17 protein-coding genes and 2 tRNA genes are annotated in these 15,997 nt (G+C 64.3%); 14 read left to right on the forward strand and 5 right to left on the reverse strand.

Annotated features, from left to right (window positions below):
• Nucleotides 1-2 precede the first annotated feature (2 nt).
• From AB6724_RS16090 to AB6724_RS16115, 6 genes are all read left to right on the forward strand, one after another.
• Entirely contained in the window at nucleotides 3-1,625 is a 1,623-nt protein-coding gene (locus tag AB6724_RS16090) for a FadD3 family acyl-CoA ligase (RefSeq protein WP_369339538.1), read from the forward strand.
• A 97-nt stretch (nucleotides 1,626-1,722) separates the two neighbouring features.
• A tRNA-Gly gene (locus AB6724_RS16095) sits at nucleotides 1,723-1,798 on the forward strand.
• Nucleotides 1,799-1,898: 100 nt separating this feature from the next.
• A tRNA-Leu gene (locus AB6724_RS16100) sits at nucleotides 1,899-1,987 on the forward strand.
• 271 nt (nucleotides 1,988-2,258) lie between these two features.
• Complete coding sequence (locus tag AB6724_RS16105; protein ID WP_369339539.1) at nucleotides 2,259-2,807, forward strand: LysE family translocator; 549 nt, start codon at nucleotides 2,259-2,261, stop codon at nucleotides 2,805-2,807.
• A 181-nt stretch (nucleotides 2,808-2,988) separates the two neighbouring features.
• Nucleotides 2,989-3,618: a DUF6806 family protein gene (locus AB6724_RS16110; RefSeq protein WP_369339540.1), complete on the forward strand. Its 630-nt coding sequence runs from the start codon at nucleotides 2,989-2,991 to the stop codon at nucleotides 3,616-3,618.
• A gap of 76 nt (nucleotides 3,619-3,694) precedes the next feature.
• The gene (locus tag AB6724_RS16115; protein ID WP_369339541.1) at nucleotides 3,695-4,276 is read left to right on the forward strand and encodes a YgjP-like metallopeptidase domain-containing protein; all 582 of its coding nucleotides are present in this window, start codon (nucleotides 3,695-3,697) and stop codon (nucleotides 4,274-4,276) included.
• A gap of 5 nt (nucleotides 4,277-4,281) precedes the next feature.
• Here AB6724_RS16115 and murI read toward each other — a convergent pair whose 3' ends face one another.
• The 5 genes from murI to AB6724_RS16140 form a co-directional block, all read right to left on the reverse strand.
• Nucleotides 4,282-5,175: a glutamate racemase gene (gene murI, locus AB6724_RS16120; protein ID WP_369339542.1), complete on the reverse strand. Its 894-nt coding sequence runs from the start codon at nucleotides 5,173-5,175 to the stop codon at nucleotides 4,282-4,284.
• A 90-nt stretch (nucleotides 5,176-5,265) separates the two neighbouring features.
• Nucleotides 5,266-5,805, reverse strand: coding sequence for a hypothetical protein (locus tag AB6724_RS16125; protein ID WP_369339543.1), 540 nt, complete (start codon nucleotides 5,803-5,805; stop codon nucleotides 5,266-5,268).
• Nucleotides 5,806-5,890: 85 nt separating this feature from the next.
• Nucleotides 5,891-6,409, reverse strand: a complete 519-nt coding sequence (locus AB6724_RS16130) for a 2-thiouracil desulfurase family protein (protein WP_369339591.1) — start codon at nucleotides 6,407-6,409, stop codon at nucleotides 5,891-5,893.
• A 103-nt stretch (nucleotides 6,410-6,512) separates the two neighbouring features.
• Nucleotides 6,513-6,974 carry a methyltransferase family protein gene (locus AB6724_RS16135; protein WP_369339544.1) on the reverse strand — a complete coding sequence of 154 codons (462 nt, stop codon included), beginning with the start codon at nucleotides 6,972-6,974 and terminating at the stop codon, nucleotides 6,513-6,515.
• A 70-nt stretch (nucleotides 6,975-7,044) separates the two neighbouring features.
• A complete protein-coding gene (locus tag AB6724_RS16140; RefSeq protein WP_369339545.1) occupies nucleotides 7,045-7,644 on the reverse strand; it encodes a hypothetical protein in 600 nt (199 codons plus the stop codon).
• Between the two features lie 304 nt (nucleotides 7,645-7,948).
• Here AB6724_RS16140 and AB6724_RS16145 point away from each other — a divergent pair, with 304 nt between their 5' ends.
• From AB6724_RS16145 to AB6724_RS16180, 8 genes are all read left to right on the forward strand, one after another.
• Nucleotides 7,949-10,927, forward strand: coding sequence for a monovalent cation/H+ antiporter subunit A (locus tag AB6724_RS16145; RefSeq protein ID WP_369339546.1), 2,979 nt, complete (start codon nucleotides 7,949-7,951; stop codon nucleotides 10,925-10,927).
• Between the two features lie 124 nt (nucleotides 10,928-11,051).
• A complete protein-coding gene (locus AB6724_RS16150) occupies nucleotides 11,052-11,417 on the forward strand; it encodes a Na+/H+ antiporter subunit C (protein WP_369339547.1) in 366 nt (121 codons plus the stop codon).
• Nucleotides 11,414-13,213: a monovalent cation/H+ antiporter subunit D gene (locus AB6724_RS16155; RefSeq protein ID WP_369339548.1), complete on the forward strand. Its 1,800-nt coding sequence runs from the start codon at nucleotides 11,414-11,416 to the stop codon at nucleotides 13,211-13,213. Before AB6724_RS16150 ends, AB6724_RS16155 begins: the two co-directional genes overlap by 4 nt.
• Nucleotides 13,210-13,710, forward strand: coding sequence for a Na+/H+ antiporter subunit E (locus tag AB6724_RS16160; protein ID WP_369339549.1), 501 nt, complete (start codon nucleotides 13,210-13,212; stop codon nucleotides 13,708-13,710). The genes AB6724_RS16155 and AB6724_RS16160 overlap by 4 nt, the downstream gene beginning before the upstream one ends.
• Nucleotides 13,707-13,985, forward strand: a complete 279-nt coding sequence (locus AB6724_RS16165; protein ID WP_369339550.1) for a K+/H+ antiporter subunit F — start codon at nucleotides 13,707-13,709, stop codon at nucleotides 13,983-13,985. The genes AB6724_RS16160 and AB6724_RS16165 overlap by 4 nt, the downstream gene beginning before the upstream one ends.
• Nucleotides 13,982-14,410, forward strand: a complete 429-nt coding sequence (locus AB6724_RS16170; protein WP_369339551.1) for a monovalent cation/H(+) antiporter subunit G — start codon at nucleotides 13,982-13,984, stop codon at nucleotides 14,408-14,410. Before AB6724_RS16165 ends, AB6724_RS16170 begins: the two co-directional genes overlap by 4 nt.
• Nucleotides 14,411-14,453: 43 nt before the next feature.
• On the forward strand, nucleotides 14,454-14,831 hold the full coding sequence (crcB, locus tag AB6724_RS16175) for a fluoride efflux transporter CrcB (RefSeq protein WP_369339552.1): 378 nt from the start codon (nucleotides 14,454-14,456) through the stop codon (nucleotides 14,829-14,831).
• Nucleotides 14,832-15,055: 224 nt separating this feature from the next.
• Entirely contained in the window at nucleotides 15,056-15,931 is an 876-nt protein-coding gene (locus AB6724_RS16180) for an LOG family protein (protein WP_369339553.1), read from the forward strand.
• Nucleotides 15,932-15,997 lie beyond the last annotated feature (66 nt).

Raw genomic sequence — 15,997 nt, forward strand, 5'->3', positions numbered from 1 at the left:
TTATGTCGAATATCAATCAGAGCGCGGCGCAGGAGTCATGGCAGACCCTGCCCGGCATGCTGGCCGATGTGGCCGGCCGCTTCGCCGACCGCGCGGCCATTGTCGAGAATGGCAGGTCCATCAGCTACCAGCAGCTGCAGCAGCTCAGCCGCGAGGCGGCGCGTGCGCTGATGACGCTTGGGGTGCAGGCCGGCGATCGCGTGGCCCTGTGGGCGCCCAATCTCAGCGAATGGATTGTCGCGGCCTGCGGCGTGCATGCCGCGGGCGCCGTGCTGGTGCCGCTGAACACGCGCATGAAGGGCGCCGAGGCCGCCGATATCCTGGAGCGCAGCCGTGCCAAGGTCCTGGTCAGCGTGGGCGACTTCCTGAACCACTATTACCCCGACCTGCTCGGCGGCCTGCGTCCGGCAACGCTGGAGCATCTGGTGGTGCTGGGCGACAAGGTGCAGGCCAGTGCCGACCTGAGCTGGGAGCAGTTCATGGCCAGGGCGGCGGGCACCGATGCCCAGGCCCAGCTGCAGCGCGAAGCGCAGATCCGGCCCGACGATACGGCGGACCTGATGTTCACCTCGGGCACCACGGGCCGCCCCAAGGGGGTGATGTGCGCGCACCGGCCGACGATTCTGGCCTTCAAGGCCTGGTCCGAGGTGGTGGGTCTGAGCGAGGGCAGCCGCTATCTGATCGTCAACCCCTTCTTCCACACTTTCGGCTACAAGGCCGGCTGGGTGGCGGCCCTGCTGCAGGGTGCGACCGTCTATCCCGAGCAGGTGTTCGACGCCGACGCGATCTTGCGCCGCATCGAAAGCGACCGCATCAGCTTCATGCCCGGGCCGCCCACGCTGTTCCTGTCCATGCTGGCCCATCCGGGGCTCAAGAACTTCGATCTGAGTTCGATGCAGTCCTCGGTCACCGGTGCTTCCACCGTGCCGCCGATCCTGATCCGGCGCATGCGCGAAGAGCTGGGCATCAAGAATGTGACCACGGCCTACGGCCTGACCGAGTGCGGCGGCTGCGCCACGCTCTGTGATCCGGCCGATGATGTGGGCACGGTGGCCAATACCTGCGGCAAGGCCCTGCCCGGCACCGAGGTGCGCTGCGTGGATGAGCAGGGGCTGCCCGTGGCGGCCGGCGAAGCCGGCGAAGTGCTGCTGCGTGGCTATCACATCATGCAAGGCTATTTCGAGGACGAGCAGGCCACGGCGGAAACCATAGATGCCGATGGCTGGCTGCACACGGGCGACGTGGGCGTGCTCGACGAACGCGGCTATCTGCGCATCACCGACCGCCTCAAGGACATGTTCATCGTGGGCGGCTTCAACTGCTACCCGGCCGAGATCGAGCGCATGCTCTCCAACCACCCCGACGTGGCCCAGGTGGCGGTGCTGGGGGTGGCCGACGAGCGCATGGGCGAAGTGGGCTGCGCCTGCGTGGTGGCACGCAATGGCGTGCGACTGGACCGCGAGGCGTTCATCGCCTGGTGCCGTGCCAATATGGCCAACTACAAGGTGCCGCGCTTTGTGCTCCAGCTCGACAGCCTGCCCGTGAACGCCTCCAACAAGGTGCAAAAGCGCGACTTGGTGCAGATCGTCAAGGCGAAGCTGGAAGCGGCCGCACAGCCGGCCTGAAGGCTGCAAAACGAAAAAATGCCGGCTTCCCAAATCTGGGTGAAATTCGTGGCTATAATCTGAGTCTGCTCTGTGAAGCAAGATGCTTTTCAGAAATGCGGGAATAGCTCAGTTGGTAGAGCGATACCTTGCCAAGGTATAGGTCGACGGTTCGAACCCGTTTTCCCGCTCCAAATTTTGAAAAGGGAAGCAAAAGCTTCCCTTTTTTATTGCCTTGGTCGCATGGCTGATGCAATACTTCTGCGCTGGTGCATGCGCCAGCGCCTGAAGTGGGCCCCGATGGTGAAATTGGTAGACACTGCAGACTTAAAATCTGCCGCTCTTTACGGAGCGTACCGGTTCGATTCCGGTTCGGGGCACCAGTTCTTTTAGGGTGTTGATGAGGACTTCAGGCTTGTGGCCTTGAAGTCCTTTTTGCTTTTGCGGCCGCTGAAAAATAGCGTTCTCGGCGCCTAAAACATGGATGACAGAAACCTGTCGGCTCCCGTGCCCTGCATCGAAAAATCCTCTTGATGTCGTTATTCTTGCTGCATTGCAACAAAACATGCCCTGTACTGCCGTGATCACGGGGCTTGTTCAGGGATGAACGTTAAAGATTGGTCTTTTCTTCTGGTCATTGCGACCATTCTCCTCATGCCCGGGCCCACGAATACTTTGCTGGCCTCTTCGGGTATCAGCCAGGGGCTGCGCCGCTCGGCTCCTTTGCTGTCCTTTGAGTGTCTGGGCTATGTCTGTGCGACCAGCATCTGGGGACTGGTGCTCAACACCACGATGCATGACTATCCTTTTGTCATCAACCTCATCAAGGTGGTCAGCGGCCTGTATATCGCCAAACTGGGCTTGCGGCTCTGGTATCAAGCCAGGCGGGATCCGCTGCAGGAGCTGCTGGTTTCGGTCAAGCCCCTTGAACTGTTCATTGCGACGTTGCTCAACCCCAAGGCCGTGATCTTCGCGATGGCGCTGTTTCCGGTGCAGACTTGGCTCAGCGTCTCCAACTATGCGGGAGTCATGGGCAGCTTTGTGCTGTTGGTGGCATCGATCGGCGGCCTGTGGATTGTCTTTGGCTCCGTGCTCATGGCCGGCCGCGTTCGCTGGCTGCAGCCCCAGGTGTTTCAGCGCCTGGCGGCATTGACGCTGTGGGGGTTCTCGGTCTGGTTGCTGGTCAACGGTATTTTCTTCTGAGCGCTGTTGAGTCCACGAGTCTGCGCGGTTATGACTTCGGTGAGAAAATCTCTCTCTGTAATGCTATTTGGCACAGGGGTGCCAGGCATTGGTTAAGGAGCTTGGAAAAGCTCCGGCTTCGATGCAAGATGGGGCGGTAGTTCTGCCATGCTGGCGGGGCCTGCACTCCAAGAGAATGAAGATGTCTAGTTACAACGCTGCTTTTGAAATCCATGTCCACGGTCAGGTTCTGCTCCGTGCTGATGTCACGTATGAGCAGCTGCAAGATGCGCTGCGCCCCTTGTGGGCCTATGCGGGTGCGCGCTCGCTGGCGGACGGCGAGGCCAGCTTCTACGAGGAGGAGCCGGGCATCCAGTTCGATGCCAAGGAGCATGTGCTGCAGATGTGCTGGACGGTGCGCGGCGACGACGATTTCCGCCAGGCACTGGACGATATGTGCATGGGCCTGAACGAGCTGGCCGACCAGGGCGCAGCCATCGAGGTGACGTTCTACGACACCGAGTTCGATGAGGAAGAGGCTCCGCCCGAGGTCCAGAGCCGCGATGACTTCATGATGCTGTTCGTGGGCCCCAATCCCGCCGCCATCATGCAGGTGCAGCGCGATCTGCTGGTGCAGGATGTCGTCAACCTCATGGAGCGCCACTTCGACGGCTCCGAGCTGGGCGGCGTGGTGCAGGAGATAGACAAGCTGTTCTCCGAGCGTTTCGAGGCCCTGGTCAGCTCGCTGGAGCTGGGCAAGCCGCCGCGCGGCGGCTTGGGTGGTTCGGGTTCGGGCCATGGCGGCAACCGCCGCCCGCGCCATCTGCATTGAGCGTCGTCGTCAACCGACGCCAGCGAGACCAAGCCCCGGCGCTGCGGCTGCAGCGCCTTTGGGGCTTTTCGTCGATATGAAGCCCATTCCCACGCCCAAGTACTCAGGTGCGATCATGCCGCGGCGCGAGGCCGCGGCGGGTGCCTCGGCGCTGGCTTTGCCGTATCTGAGCGGCTATGCGCCTGCGCTGCAGAACCAGGTGCGTGACTGGCTGCAGGCGGGCAAGGCCGGGGAGTGGCTGCGGCGCAAATATCCGCAGGCCCATGCGGTGCGCACGGACAAGGCGCTCTACGCCTATGTGGACGAGATCAAGGCCGAATATCTGCGCAATGCAGGCCAGCTGCACAAGGTGGCCTACGACAGCAAGATTCATGTGGTGCGCAATGCGCTGGGCCTGCACACGCGCCGCGCCATAGCGCATGGCGGCAAGCTCAACGCTCGCCACGAGATCCATGTGGCCACCATGTTCAAGCAGGCGCCCGATGCTTTCCTGCGCATGATCTGCGTGCATGAGCTGGCCCATATCCGCATCATGGATCACGACAAGGCCTTCTATCAGCTATGCACGCATATGGAGCCGGACTACCACCAGCTCGAATTCGATGTGCGCTTTTATCTCAGCTATCTGGACGCGGGCGGCGAGCCGCTTTGGACCTGAGCGGCTCAGGCCGCAATGGCGAGCGCGCTGGGCGAGCTCACGTCCACATGGCTGCAGCAGCTGGCGGGCAGCTCCAGCCAGCGCTGGGCGGCCGCCTCGAGTGCGGGCAGCGCCCCCGTGGTCACGAGCCGGATCTGCTGCGCCGGCGCCAGCTGCCGTTCATCGGTTTCGCGCGCGAGCAGGGCGCGCTGCTCCAGCATGCGGCGGGTCTGGCGCGCGACGGGCGCGCCGGTGTCCAGCAACTGAATGTCAGGCCCCAGCAGCGCGCGCAGCTCGTCCTTGACAAACACATAGTGGGTGCAGCCCAGCACCAGCGTATCCATCTGCCCGGTTTTCAGGCCAAAACTGCCTAAAGCGCTGGTGTACTTTGCGCAGAGTGCTCTGATTTCGGAGGTTTCCGGTTGCTGCGGCAGCGGCTGTTCGGTGCTGCGCTCTATCGCCTTGGCCAGGCCGTCGCAGGCCTGGAGATGGAAGCGGGCACGCTGGCCATGCTCGGCCACGAGCCTGGCAACACGCTGGCTGCCGACCGTGCCGCGTGTGGCCATGACGCCCACATGGTGGGTCTGGCTGGAAAAGGAGGCGGGCTTGATCGCGGGCTCCACGCCGATCACGGGCAGCTCAGGCATCTGCGCGCGCAGCATCTCGACGGCGGCTGCCGTCGCCGTGTTGCAGGCGATGACCAGTATCTTGATGCCGTGGCGCTCGCATAGATGCTGGGCGATGGCCAGTGTGCGCTCCTGGACGAAGGCGTCGCCGCGTGCATCGCCGTAGGGGGCGTTGCCGCTGTCGGCCAGATACACAAAGCTCTCATGGGGCAGCTCGTGGCGCAGCGCCTGCAGCACGCTGAGACCGCCGACACCGCTGTCAAAAATGCCTATGGGAGAGGAAGTTGTGGGCATGGGCGGGCGATAAGGTCTGGGTTTGAATCTGGAGCCGGGCGTCAGTATGCGTCGCTTCGAGCATCGGTGCTGCGTACAGGGGCTTGGGAATCAGCTGCCCTCGGCGCCCTGGGTCACGGCCAGGCCGCATACGGGGCAGAACCTGTCCTCATGGGCCACTTCATGGCCTGCCGGGCAGCAGCGGGTGCGCAGCAGGTCGGGCCGTCTCCAGCTCGAGAAAAAAATGCAGAAAGCCGCGCCGTAGAACACCATGGCATGACCTGAGAACAGGCGCACACCTTTGGCCATGTCCGTGTCCCTGCTGGCGATGGCGAGCAGAAAGTTGACCAGGGCATAGGCAAAAATTCCATAGACCGCATAGATCATCCACGGCGGGCAGCCGGCCAGCACCTGCTTCCAGGAAAACTTGGCACGACCGCCGCTGTTGATGCGCTGGGCCAGCAGCACCGCGGGAAACCAGACCGCAAAAATGCCGCCGCCGAGAATGGTGGCCGCCGCCGTCTGCACGCTCTCGCTCAGGTGGCTCTGTAGGGAGGGCAGCAGGCCGGCGATGGCCGCCAGCTGGGCGAGCGCACAGAGCAGCAGGCCCAGGCCCGCAACCAGCATCAAGGGGATCAGCAAAAAGCGCATGACCTGAGTATTGCCTATCTCCGCGCCGCCCGGATGTCTTGCTGCTATTCAATGCGTAGCTGTGCGCTCAGTTTGGCAGGGCGCTTTAGCCGACCCCGTGCCTTATTGCCAGCCAGCAGGCATGGGCCTCATCCCACTGCTGTTCATCGAATATCGCGATGCCGGCCTGGCTCAGCAAGGCCGCGGTCACGCCCTGGCCCGCAATGCGCCGGCCGCCAAAGCTGCCGTCGTAGATGTCGCGGCCGCCGCAGGACGGGCTCGACTGCTTGAGCACGGCAAGCCGAATCCCGTGCTTGCGCGCCAGGGCCAGGGCCTGCTCGGCACCGCTGCGGAATGCGGCGGAGACATCCTCGCCATCAGCGCTGAGCACCCGGGCCCGTCCTTGCAGCACGGCCATGCCAGCCGAGCCATGGGGCCGGGGCGGGGCCACGATCTCGGCGGCGGGGCGCGGCGTCGGCAGGCCGCCGGCCGCTTCGGGGCAGCTGGCTATGACCAGCCCCTGTGTCAGCCAGTCTTGCAACACCGGATGCTGCACGGCCTTGTGCCCGCCATCGTAGCGCACGGGCTGGCCCAGCAGGCAGGCGCTGACCAGAATCCTGGGCAGGCCGTTCTCGATGGGCATGGAGCATGGTTTCGGGGAGTTTGTCATCGTCATGGGCTTGGCCGCAGATGCTGCGGCGGTCGATATTCCGGCTGGCGGCCTGAATTCAGATCCAGCGCCTGGTGCGCAGCAGATAGCTTTGGTATTGCGTCCCGAACTTGGCCAGCAGAATGCGCTCCTCGGGCTTGATCTGGAACGCGGTGATGTAGAGCACAAACACCGGCAGGACCAGCAGGGACAGCCAGTTGCCCAGCCATAGCCACCAGGCCGTGAGCAAAAGCGCCATGCCCAGATACATGGGGTTGCGCGTGAAGCGGTAGATACCGCTTTGCACCACGGCCGAAGATTTTTGCGGAGTCAGAGGGTTGACGGTGGTGCGATGCCGGTGAAAAGCCCAGACTCCGGCCAGGTCCGCGCTCAGACCCAGCAAGGCAGGCAGGGCGACCCACAGGACGGGGACGGCCGTTCCCAAGGCCGCGGCCGGCGCGGCACGGCCGACGGCATACATGGCGGCCGCGCAGAGCAGGGCGACGACGGGTGGCGGTATCTTGAGTTCCAGCGCTTTCATGGTGGTATCGGCTTTTGCACCGCCGCCCGCACCGCGTGCAGTGATGAGTGCAGCGATGAGGTGAGGCAGACTATTCGTAGTACTCCCAGGCCGCAAGCATAAGCCCGGCCTGCTCCTCGCTGCCCAGAAACAGGGCCAGCTCGGTCATGATCCTGGCGCGGCCCGGGGGAGTCAGTCCCTCGTCGGGATCGAGCTCCTGCTCGCCCAAGGTTTCATGGGTGTTGGCCACCGTTGCCAGAGCTCCTATGGCAGTGAACAGATCCCCGGCGAACGGCCGGGGCTCCCAGCGTCCCGCGCCGTGGAAGGCAAACAGCACCTGTCCGCCGAGGGTATCCAGAATGAATGGGTCGCCGCCTTGTTCGGCGACGACCAGCCAGTGCTCGGGCCAGTCTGGCAGGGGCTGCGCGGGGCTGGAGCGCCAGGCGTAACCCGATTGCAGATCGAACAGCTTGTGCAACGGCGGAATGCAGACCGGGTTGCCGCCCACGGCAAGAGTACTCCCCACGGGGCCTACGCGCTCATGGAACACCTGGCCCCAGGGACCGATCTGCTCATACAGGCAGACCAGTTCCTGGGGAAGAGGGCGGGTTCCGCGCCAGTCGGAAGCCGCTTGTGGGCGAAGCTCGCCCCAGGGCGCCAGAAGTTGCTTGAGTTGCTGAAGGTCGGGCATGACAGGGGTCAAGGAGTTTTGTGCAGATGGGCATTGGCCAGCGCCACGTCGCGCAGCACCGGTGGCGGCGATATGCATGGATTGGCAGAGGGCTGGCGCCTGGAAAAATGCATGGAGCGGAGGGTTGGCTGCAAACCCTGCGGAAGCTTGGTGTGCTGAGGAAGCCGCATTCGCATTTGCCGGCAAGCTGCGTATTCGACGAACTTCTGGACATCAAGTACAGGTTATCGGTAGTCTAAAGTCTGTCGAATGCTCAGGTTTTTATAGCGGAAAAAATGGGAGCTGCCTCTAGAATAAATCGCCCATGCCCCTGATCTACCTCATACTCCTGCCCTTTGCAGGCAGCCTGCTGGCTGCCCTGTTGCCCGCAAACGCGCGCAATACAGAGTCCACTCTGGCCGGCATCATTGCCCTGGCCTGTGCCGTTCAGGTTGCGCTGCTGTTCCCCGAAGTGGCCGACGGAGCGGTGCTGAGGCAGGAGCTCGAGTGGCTGCCGGCGCTGGGGCTGAATCTGGTCATACGCATGGACGGCTTCGCCTGGCTGTTTTCCATGCTGGTGTTCGGCATAGGCGCGCTGGTCGTGCTTTATGCGCGCTATTACATGTCGCCGGCCGACCCGGTGCCGCGCTTTTTCTCCTTTTTCCTGGCCTTCATGGGAGCCATGGCGGGCGTGGTGCTCTCGGGCAACATCATCCAGCTGGTGTTCTTCTGGGAGCTGACCAGTCTTTTCTCCTTTCTGCTCATCGGCTACTGGTACCACCGCAAGGACGCGCGGCGCGGTGCGCGCATGGCGCTCACGGTGACGGGCACGGGCGGCCTGGCCATGCTGGTTGGCATGCTGGTGCTGGGCCATATCGTGGGCAGCTATGACCTGGACAATGTGCTGGCGGCCGGCCAGCAGATACGCGGCAGCCATCTGTATCCGGTGGCGCTGGTGCTGATCCTGTTGGGCGCGCTGACCAAAAGTGCACAGTTCCCGTTCCAGTTCTGGCTGCCCAATGCCATGGCCGCGCCCACGCCGGTCTCGGCCTATCTGCACTCGGCCACCATGGTCAAGGCCGGGGTGTTCCTGCTGGCGCGCATGTGGCCGGTGCTGGGCGACACCGATGCCTGGTTCTGGCTGGTCGGCGGCGCAGGGGCGCTGACCTTGCTGATCGGCGGCTATTGCGCGATGTTCCAGCATGATCTGAAGGGTTTGCTGGCCTATTCCACGATTTCGCATCTGGGGCTGATCACCTTGCTGCTGGGGCTCAACAGCAAGCTGGCCGCCGTGGCGGCGGTATTCCACATCATGAACCACGCGACCTTCAAGGCCTCGCTCTTCATGGCGGCCGGCATCGTGGACCATGAAAGCGGCACGCGCGATATCCGCCGTCTCTCGGGCCTGCGCCATATGATGCCGATCACCGCCACCCTGGCCTGCGTGGCGAGCGCGGCCATGGCCGGCGTGCCCTTGCTCAACGGCTTTATCTCCAAGGAGATGTTTTTTGCCGAGACCGTCTATCTGGAGGCTGCGCCCTGGATCAAGACGGTGCTGCCCGTGCTGGCCACGGTGGCCGGCATGTTCAGCGTGGCCTATTCGCTGCGCTTTACCGCCGATGTGTTTTATGGCCCCAAGGCCACGGACCTGCCGCACGAGCCGCATGAGCCGCCGCACTGGATGCGCGTGCCGGTGGAGCTGCTGGTGCTGGCCTGTCTGATCGTCGGCATCTTCCCTGCCTGGGCCGTGGGCGGCTTTCTGGCGACCGCCGCAGCCCCCGTGGTGGGAGGCGAGCTGCCCGAGTACAGCCTGGCGATCTGGCATGGCTGGAACATGCCGCTGATCATGAGCCTGGTGGCCCTGACCGGCGGCATCGTGCTCTACACCATGCTGCGCTGGCAGCGCGAGGCCGGGCACTTCGACACCACGCCGGTGCTGGGGCGTGTCAGCGGACGCAGCATCTTCGAGAATCTGCTGGCCCGCCTCACCCAGCTGGGTAGGGTGGGGCGGCGCAAGCTGTCCACGCGCCGCCTGCAGTGGCAGATGCTGTGGCTGGTCTGCGTGGCGCTGGCGGCGGCGGCGCTGCCGCTGTGGACCTGGGGCCTGAAGCTCGGCAACCGCGGCACCCTGCCGACCTCCACGGCCTTTGTGCTGCTCTGGGTCATAGGCGGCCTGGGCGCGCTGGGCACGGCCTGGAAAGCCAAGTACCACCGTATGACGGCCTTGATCATGCTGGGCGGCACGGGGCTGTGCACGGTGCTGACCTTTCTCTGGTTCTCCGCGCCCGACCTGGCCCTGACCCAGCTGGTGGTCGAGGTCGTGACCACGGTGCTGATACTGCTGGGCCTGCGCTGGCTGCCCAAGCGCGACAAGAACATGCGCACCGCCGACAACGTGGACGCGCGCGCCAGGGCGCGCCGCCTGCGCGATCTGGTGCTGTCCCTGATCGCCGGCGGCGGCATGGCCTGGCTGGCGTTCGCCATGATGAGCCGGCCGTTCTATGAAAGCACCTCCACCTTTTTCCTCGAGCATGCGCTGAGCGGCGGCGGCGGCACCAATGTGGTCAATGTGATGCTGGTGGACTTCCGCGGCTTCGACACCTTCGGCGAGATCGTGGTGCTGGGCATCGTGGCCATCGTCATCTATGCGCTGCTGCGCCGCTTCCGCCCCGCGCGCGAAGCCATGGACATCCCCGAGCAGCAGCGCTATGTGCCGGGCGATCTGCAGACCGATCTGCTCAACCCGCGCAATGCCAGCGATACGGCCGTGGGCTACCTCATGGTGCCCGCCGTGCTGGTGCGCTTGCTGCTGCCTTTCGCAACGCTGGTCGCAGCCTATATCTTTGTGCGCGGCCACAACCAGCCCGGCGGCGGTTTTGTGGCGGGGCTGGTGTTTTCGGTGGCCCTGCTCATGCAGTACATCATCTCCGGCACGCACTGGGTGGAGGCTCACCTGCCGCTGTATCCGCGTCGCTGGATCGCGGCCGGCCTGCTGTTCGCCCTGGGCACGGGCCTGGGGTCCATCGCCGCGGGCTATCCTTTCCTGACCAGTCACAGCTTCGATCTGCATCTGCCCGTGGTCGGCCATGTGCACATCGCCAGTGCCACGTTTTTTGACATCGGGGTGTTTGCCCTCGTGGTCGGCTCCACCATGCTGATATTGACGGCGATTGCCCACCAATCGGTGCGCGGCCATCGCTTCCATGCGCGCATGCTGGAGGAGCAGGAACAGGAAGCCAGAAAGGCCGAGGCCGCCGTGCAGGCCGCTACCGCCGAAGCTCTGGCACGAGGAGGTTTGCAATGAAACACCCCCTGAGCGGCTATGCCGCTTCCCCCTCTCTCTTCTGGAGGGGAACGATGCCCTCGCTGCGGGGCGGCCCTTGCTCGGCATCCCTGGCCGCGCCAGCTTTCCACCAGAGGGCGCAGTAATGGAAATTGTGCTTGCTATTGCCATCGGAATATTGACGGGCTCGGGCGTCTGGCTGCTGCTGCGCCCCCGTAGCTATCAGGTCATCATGGGGCTGGCGCTGCTGTCGTATGCGGTCAACCTGTTTATTTTCTCCATGGGGCGCCAGGGGCTGGCCATCAACAAGACGCCGGTGCTGCAAAACGGCGTACCCACCGATCTGGCCCATTACGCCGACCCCATGCCGCAGGCCCTGGTGCTGACGGCCATCGTCATCGGCTTCGCCATGACGGCGCTGTTTCTGGTGGTGCTGCTGGCCTCGCGCGGCTCCTCGGGCAACGACCATGTGGATGGCGTGCACTCGCGCACCGAGCAGGAAATGCTATGAAGGCTTGGACCGAGTACCTGATGCCGCATCTGATGCTGGCTCCCATCATGCTGCCCATGCTGACGGCGGCGCTGATGCTGTTTCTGCGCGAGGAGCGCCAGCGGCTCAAGCTGGGCCTGAACATCCTGTCCACGGCCCTGGGACTGGTGGTCGTGGTCATGCTGCTGGGCTGGGCCAATCAGGCGGGCTCCTCCATGTCGGTCTACATGCCCGGCAACTGGCCCGCACCGTTCGGCATCGCGCTGGCGCTGGACAGGCTCACGGCCCTGATGCTGCTGGTGACCTATGTGGTGGCGCTGGCGGCCCTGGTCTTCTCGGCCGCGCGCTGGCACAAGGCCGGGGTGCATTTCCATCCGCTGTTCCAGCTGCAGCTCATGGGGCTGAGCGGAGCCTTCCTCACCGCCGACCTGTTCAATCTGTTCGTGTTTTTCGAGATCATGCTCGCTGCCTCCTACGGCCTGCTGCTGCATGGCTCGGGCCGCACTCGCATCCAGGCCGGCCTGCACTACATCGCCATCAATCTGGCAGCGTCCTCGCTGTTCCTGATCGGCGTGTCCATGCTCTACGGCATCACGGGCACGCTCAATATGGCGGATCTGGCGCGCGCCATCCCTCTGGTGCGCGACGCGGACCGCGGCCTGCTGCATGCGGCCGCGGGCGTGCTGGGCACGGCTTTTCTGATCAAGGCCGCGGTCTGGCCGCTCAACTTCTGGCTGGTGCCCGGCTACAGCGCCGCCACGGCCCCCGTGGGTGCGCTGTTTGCGCTCATGACCAAGGTCGGCGTCTATGTGATCCTGAGGCTGTGGACGCTGCTGTTCAGCTCCGAAGCCGGTGCCTCGGCCCTGTTCGGCAGCACCTGGCTGATCGTGGGTGGCATGCTGACCATGGCCTACGGGGCCCTGGGCATGCTGGGTTCGCAGCGGCTCACGCATCTGGCCGGCTTTGCGGCGATTCTGTCCTCGGGCACCCTGCTGGCCGCCACGGGCTTCGGGCAGAACCTGCTGACCGCGGGCCTGCTGTATTATCTGCCGGGCTCCACGCTGGCCGTGGCGGCGCTGTTCCTGATCGCCGATGTGGTGGACCGCTGGCGCGCGGATGACGATGCGGGCGAGCCCTATGAGGACGACGAAGCGCCGTTCCTCAATGCCGAGCTGCTGCCCTCCGAAGGCTTCAATCTCGACGACGACGAGGAACTGCTGATAGGCCGGGCCTTCCCCGCGGCCGCGGCCTTCGTCGGCCTGAGCTTTCTGGTCTGCACCCTGCTCATCTCGGGCCTGCCGCCGCTGTCGGGCTTTGTGGGCAAGTTCGCCATGCTGACCACCTTGCTCAACCCCCTGGGCCTGGGCACCTCCAATGGCGTGCAGGCCGGCTGGGCCGGCTGGACCATGGTGGCGCTGCTCATAGGCACCGGGTTGCTGGCGCTGATTGCGCTCACGCGCGCCGGCATCCGCCATTTCTGGGCCAGCCCGGAGCAGAGCGCTCCCTCGCTCAAGCTGGCCGAGGCCCTGCCCATCGCTGCGCTGCTGCTGTGCTGCGTGGCCCTGACCGTCAAGGCCGACGATGTGATGCGCTACACGCTGCGGGCCGCCAACGCCCTGCATTCGCCCGATGTCTATGTGCGTACCGTGATGGGCCTGGCGCCGATCCCGGCGCCGCAGCAGAAACAGGCGCAGGAGAGCGCCAGCCCCGAAGCGGCGGCGCGTGCCGCGGCCCAGGAAATGCAGGCGCAGCCCGTGCCCGGCATTGCCGCACCCACGGTTCTGCCCCTGGCGCAGAAGCCGGGGAGCAAGCCATGAAAACCATTGTGAAGAGCATCTTCCCCGCACCCCTGCTGTCCGTGGCCCTGCTGCTGCTGTGGCTGCTGCTCAACCGCTCGGTCAGCGCCGGGCAGATTCTGCTGGGACTGATTCTGGGCCTGCTCATTCCGGTGCTGCTGCGCGGCCTGCGTCCCCTGCCGGTGCGCGTGAGCCATCCGCTGACCATCATCAAGCTGGCGCTGCGCGTGGTCTGGGATACCTCGGTGTCCAACTTCAATGTGCTGCGCTTTCTGCTGTTTCCCAGGATGCGTCGCCACCCCGCGGCTTTCGTGTCCATTCCGCTGGATCTGCGCGATCCCAACGGCCTGGCGGTGCTGGCCATGATCGTCTGCATCACGCCGGGTACGGCCTGGGCCGAGATTTCGCGCGACCGCTCGGTGCTGCTGATCCATGCGCTGGAAGTGGAGTCCGCGCAGCAGGTGGTGGACCACATCAAGCAATGCTATGAGCGCCCGCTGATGGAGATTTTCGAATGAACCCCTGGTTTTATTGGGTGCTGATCGCTTCGCTGGTCATGCTGGTGGTGGCCATGGGCTGCGCGGTGCTGCGCCTGCTCAAGGGGCCGCATGCGCAGGACCGGGTGCTGGCGCTGGACTGCATGTATCTCAACGGCATGCTCATCATGCTGGACATGGGCATTCTGTATGACAGCACCAATTACTTCGAGGCGGCGCTGCTGGTGGCCTTGTTCGGTTGCGTGGGCTCCACCGCCATGGCCAAGTTCCTGCTGCGCGGCGAGGTGATCGAATGAGCACCGAAACCATTGCCGTGGAGCTGCCGCTGTGGGCCCAGATCCTGGTGGCCGCCCTGGTGTTCGGCGGCGCGCTGATCGCCCTCATAGGCTCCATGGGGCTGTGGCGGCTCAAGAGCTATTTCGAGCGTGTGCACTCGCCCTCCATCATTGCCACCATGGGCTGCTGGCTCAGCATGCACGCCACATGGATTTACTTTTCCGTCAGCGGCCAGGGCTTTGTCATGCACTCGGTGCTGATTGCGATCTTCATCGCCGTGACCGTGCCCATCACCACCATCTTCCTGATGCGCGCCGCGCTGTTCCGCTCGCGCCGCGCTGGCGAGGCCGTGCCGCCCACCTTGAGCAGCCTGGTGCTCAACGAGCCGGTCGAGGAGGAAGAGGCGACGGAGGCCGCCGAGGCCGCGGACTCCGCCAAGCCTTGAGCCGTCGCTGCAGACTCGCCGCTCTTGCGCTAGATTGGCGGCCATGCTCAATATTCTTGCTATTTGCACCGGCGCCTGCATAGGCGCGCTCTCGCGCTGGTGGCTGGGCCTGTGGCTCAGCACCGGAGCCGGCCTGCCCTGGGGCACGCTGGCCTCCAATCTGATTGGCGGCTATCTGATCGGCGTCTGCGTGGCGCTGTTCCAGGCCATGCCGCAGCTGGATCCCGCATGGCGGCTGGCCATCATCACCGGCTTTCTGGGAGCGCTCACCACCTTCTCGAGCTTCTCGGCGGAGGTCATAGGCCTGTTGCAGCAGCAGCGCCTGGCGACGGCTCTGGGCTGGTCGGCCCTGCATCTGCTGGGGTCGCTGGTCATGACCTATATAGGCATGCAGAGCTGGAGCTTCCTGTTCGGGCGCTGAAGATATCGCGCCGCAGCATTCACCACTATGGCAGCAAACAGCTTATGCTGTCAGAGAGGGAATACTGTCGTGGGGCTATCGCTTTGTGAGCGTATAGTTCAGGCATCATCTGCGCTGCAGGCGCATTTAATCTTGAAGTGTTTGGCGGATGGGCGGCCAGTGCTACCAAGTCTTTAGAGATCGGTGTAGTCCGTGCTGTTCAGCATTCTTAGTACCGAGGGAACATGCAAATCTCTTCTCCCCTGTCCGATACCGATCTGGCCAATGCCTGGGCAGAACTGCACAACGAAGCTCACAACGGCAAACCACTGGAGCCGCAGTCCAACCGTCTGGCGTTTGCCGATCCCGAGTTCATGTTCCGCCGCGAGACCCGCGGCATCCGCATGCAGCTGGAGCTGCTCAAGCCCGATCTGGCCCAGATCGAACGCGGCATAGAGCACACCATCGTGGTCTACGGCAGCGCGCGCTTCGTCGATGCCGAGCAGGCCCAGCAGCAGCTGAGCGAAGCCCGTGCCAGCGGCGACACCCAGCGCATGGCCCTGGCCGAGCGTGCGGTGCGCAACGCCCAGCGCTACGAGGCCGCACGCGGCTTTGCGCGCATCGTGGCCACCGAAGGCATGAAGCAGCCGCCCAACGAGCGCTTCTACATCTGCACGGGCGGCGGCCCCGGCATCATGGAGGCCGCCAACCGCGGTGCCCATGATGCAGGCGCCCCCAATATCGGCCTCAACATCGGCCTGCCCCACGAGCAGCACGGCAACCCCTATATCACGCAGGACCTGAGCTTCAAGTTCCACTACTTTGCGCTGCGCAAAATGCATTTCATGATGCGCGCCAAGGCACTGGTGGCCTTCCCCGGCGGCTTCGGCACCATGGACGAGCTGTTCGAGATGCTGACCCTGGTGCAAACGCGCAAGAGCAAGCCCGTGCCCGTGATCCTGTTCGGCACCGAGTTCTGGAAGCGCGTGCTGAACTTCGACGTGCTGATCGAAGAGGGCACGATCTCGGCCAAGGACCTGAATCTGTTCCGCTACACCGACGATCCGGCCGAGGCCTGGTCGCTGATCCAGCAGTTCTATCAAAAGGGTTGGCACAGCTGAGGCGCGGATCGCGCAAGCGCAGAAGCAGCCTTCGGGCAGCTTTTTTTATGTTCGCTCGGACCGGTC

Origin of the sequence: Comamonas guangdongensis, assembly GCF_041079535.1 — a bacterium.
GTDB classification, from domain to species: Bacteria; Pseudomonadota; Gammaproteobacteria; order Burkholderiales; family Burkholderiaceae_C; genus Comamonas; species Comamonas guangdongensis.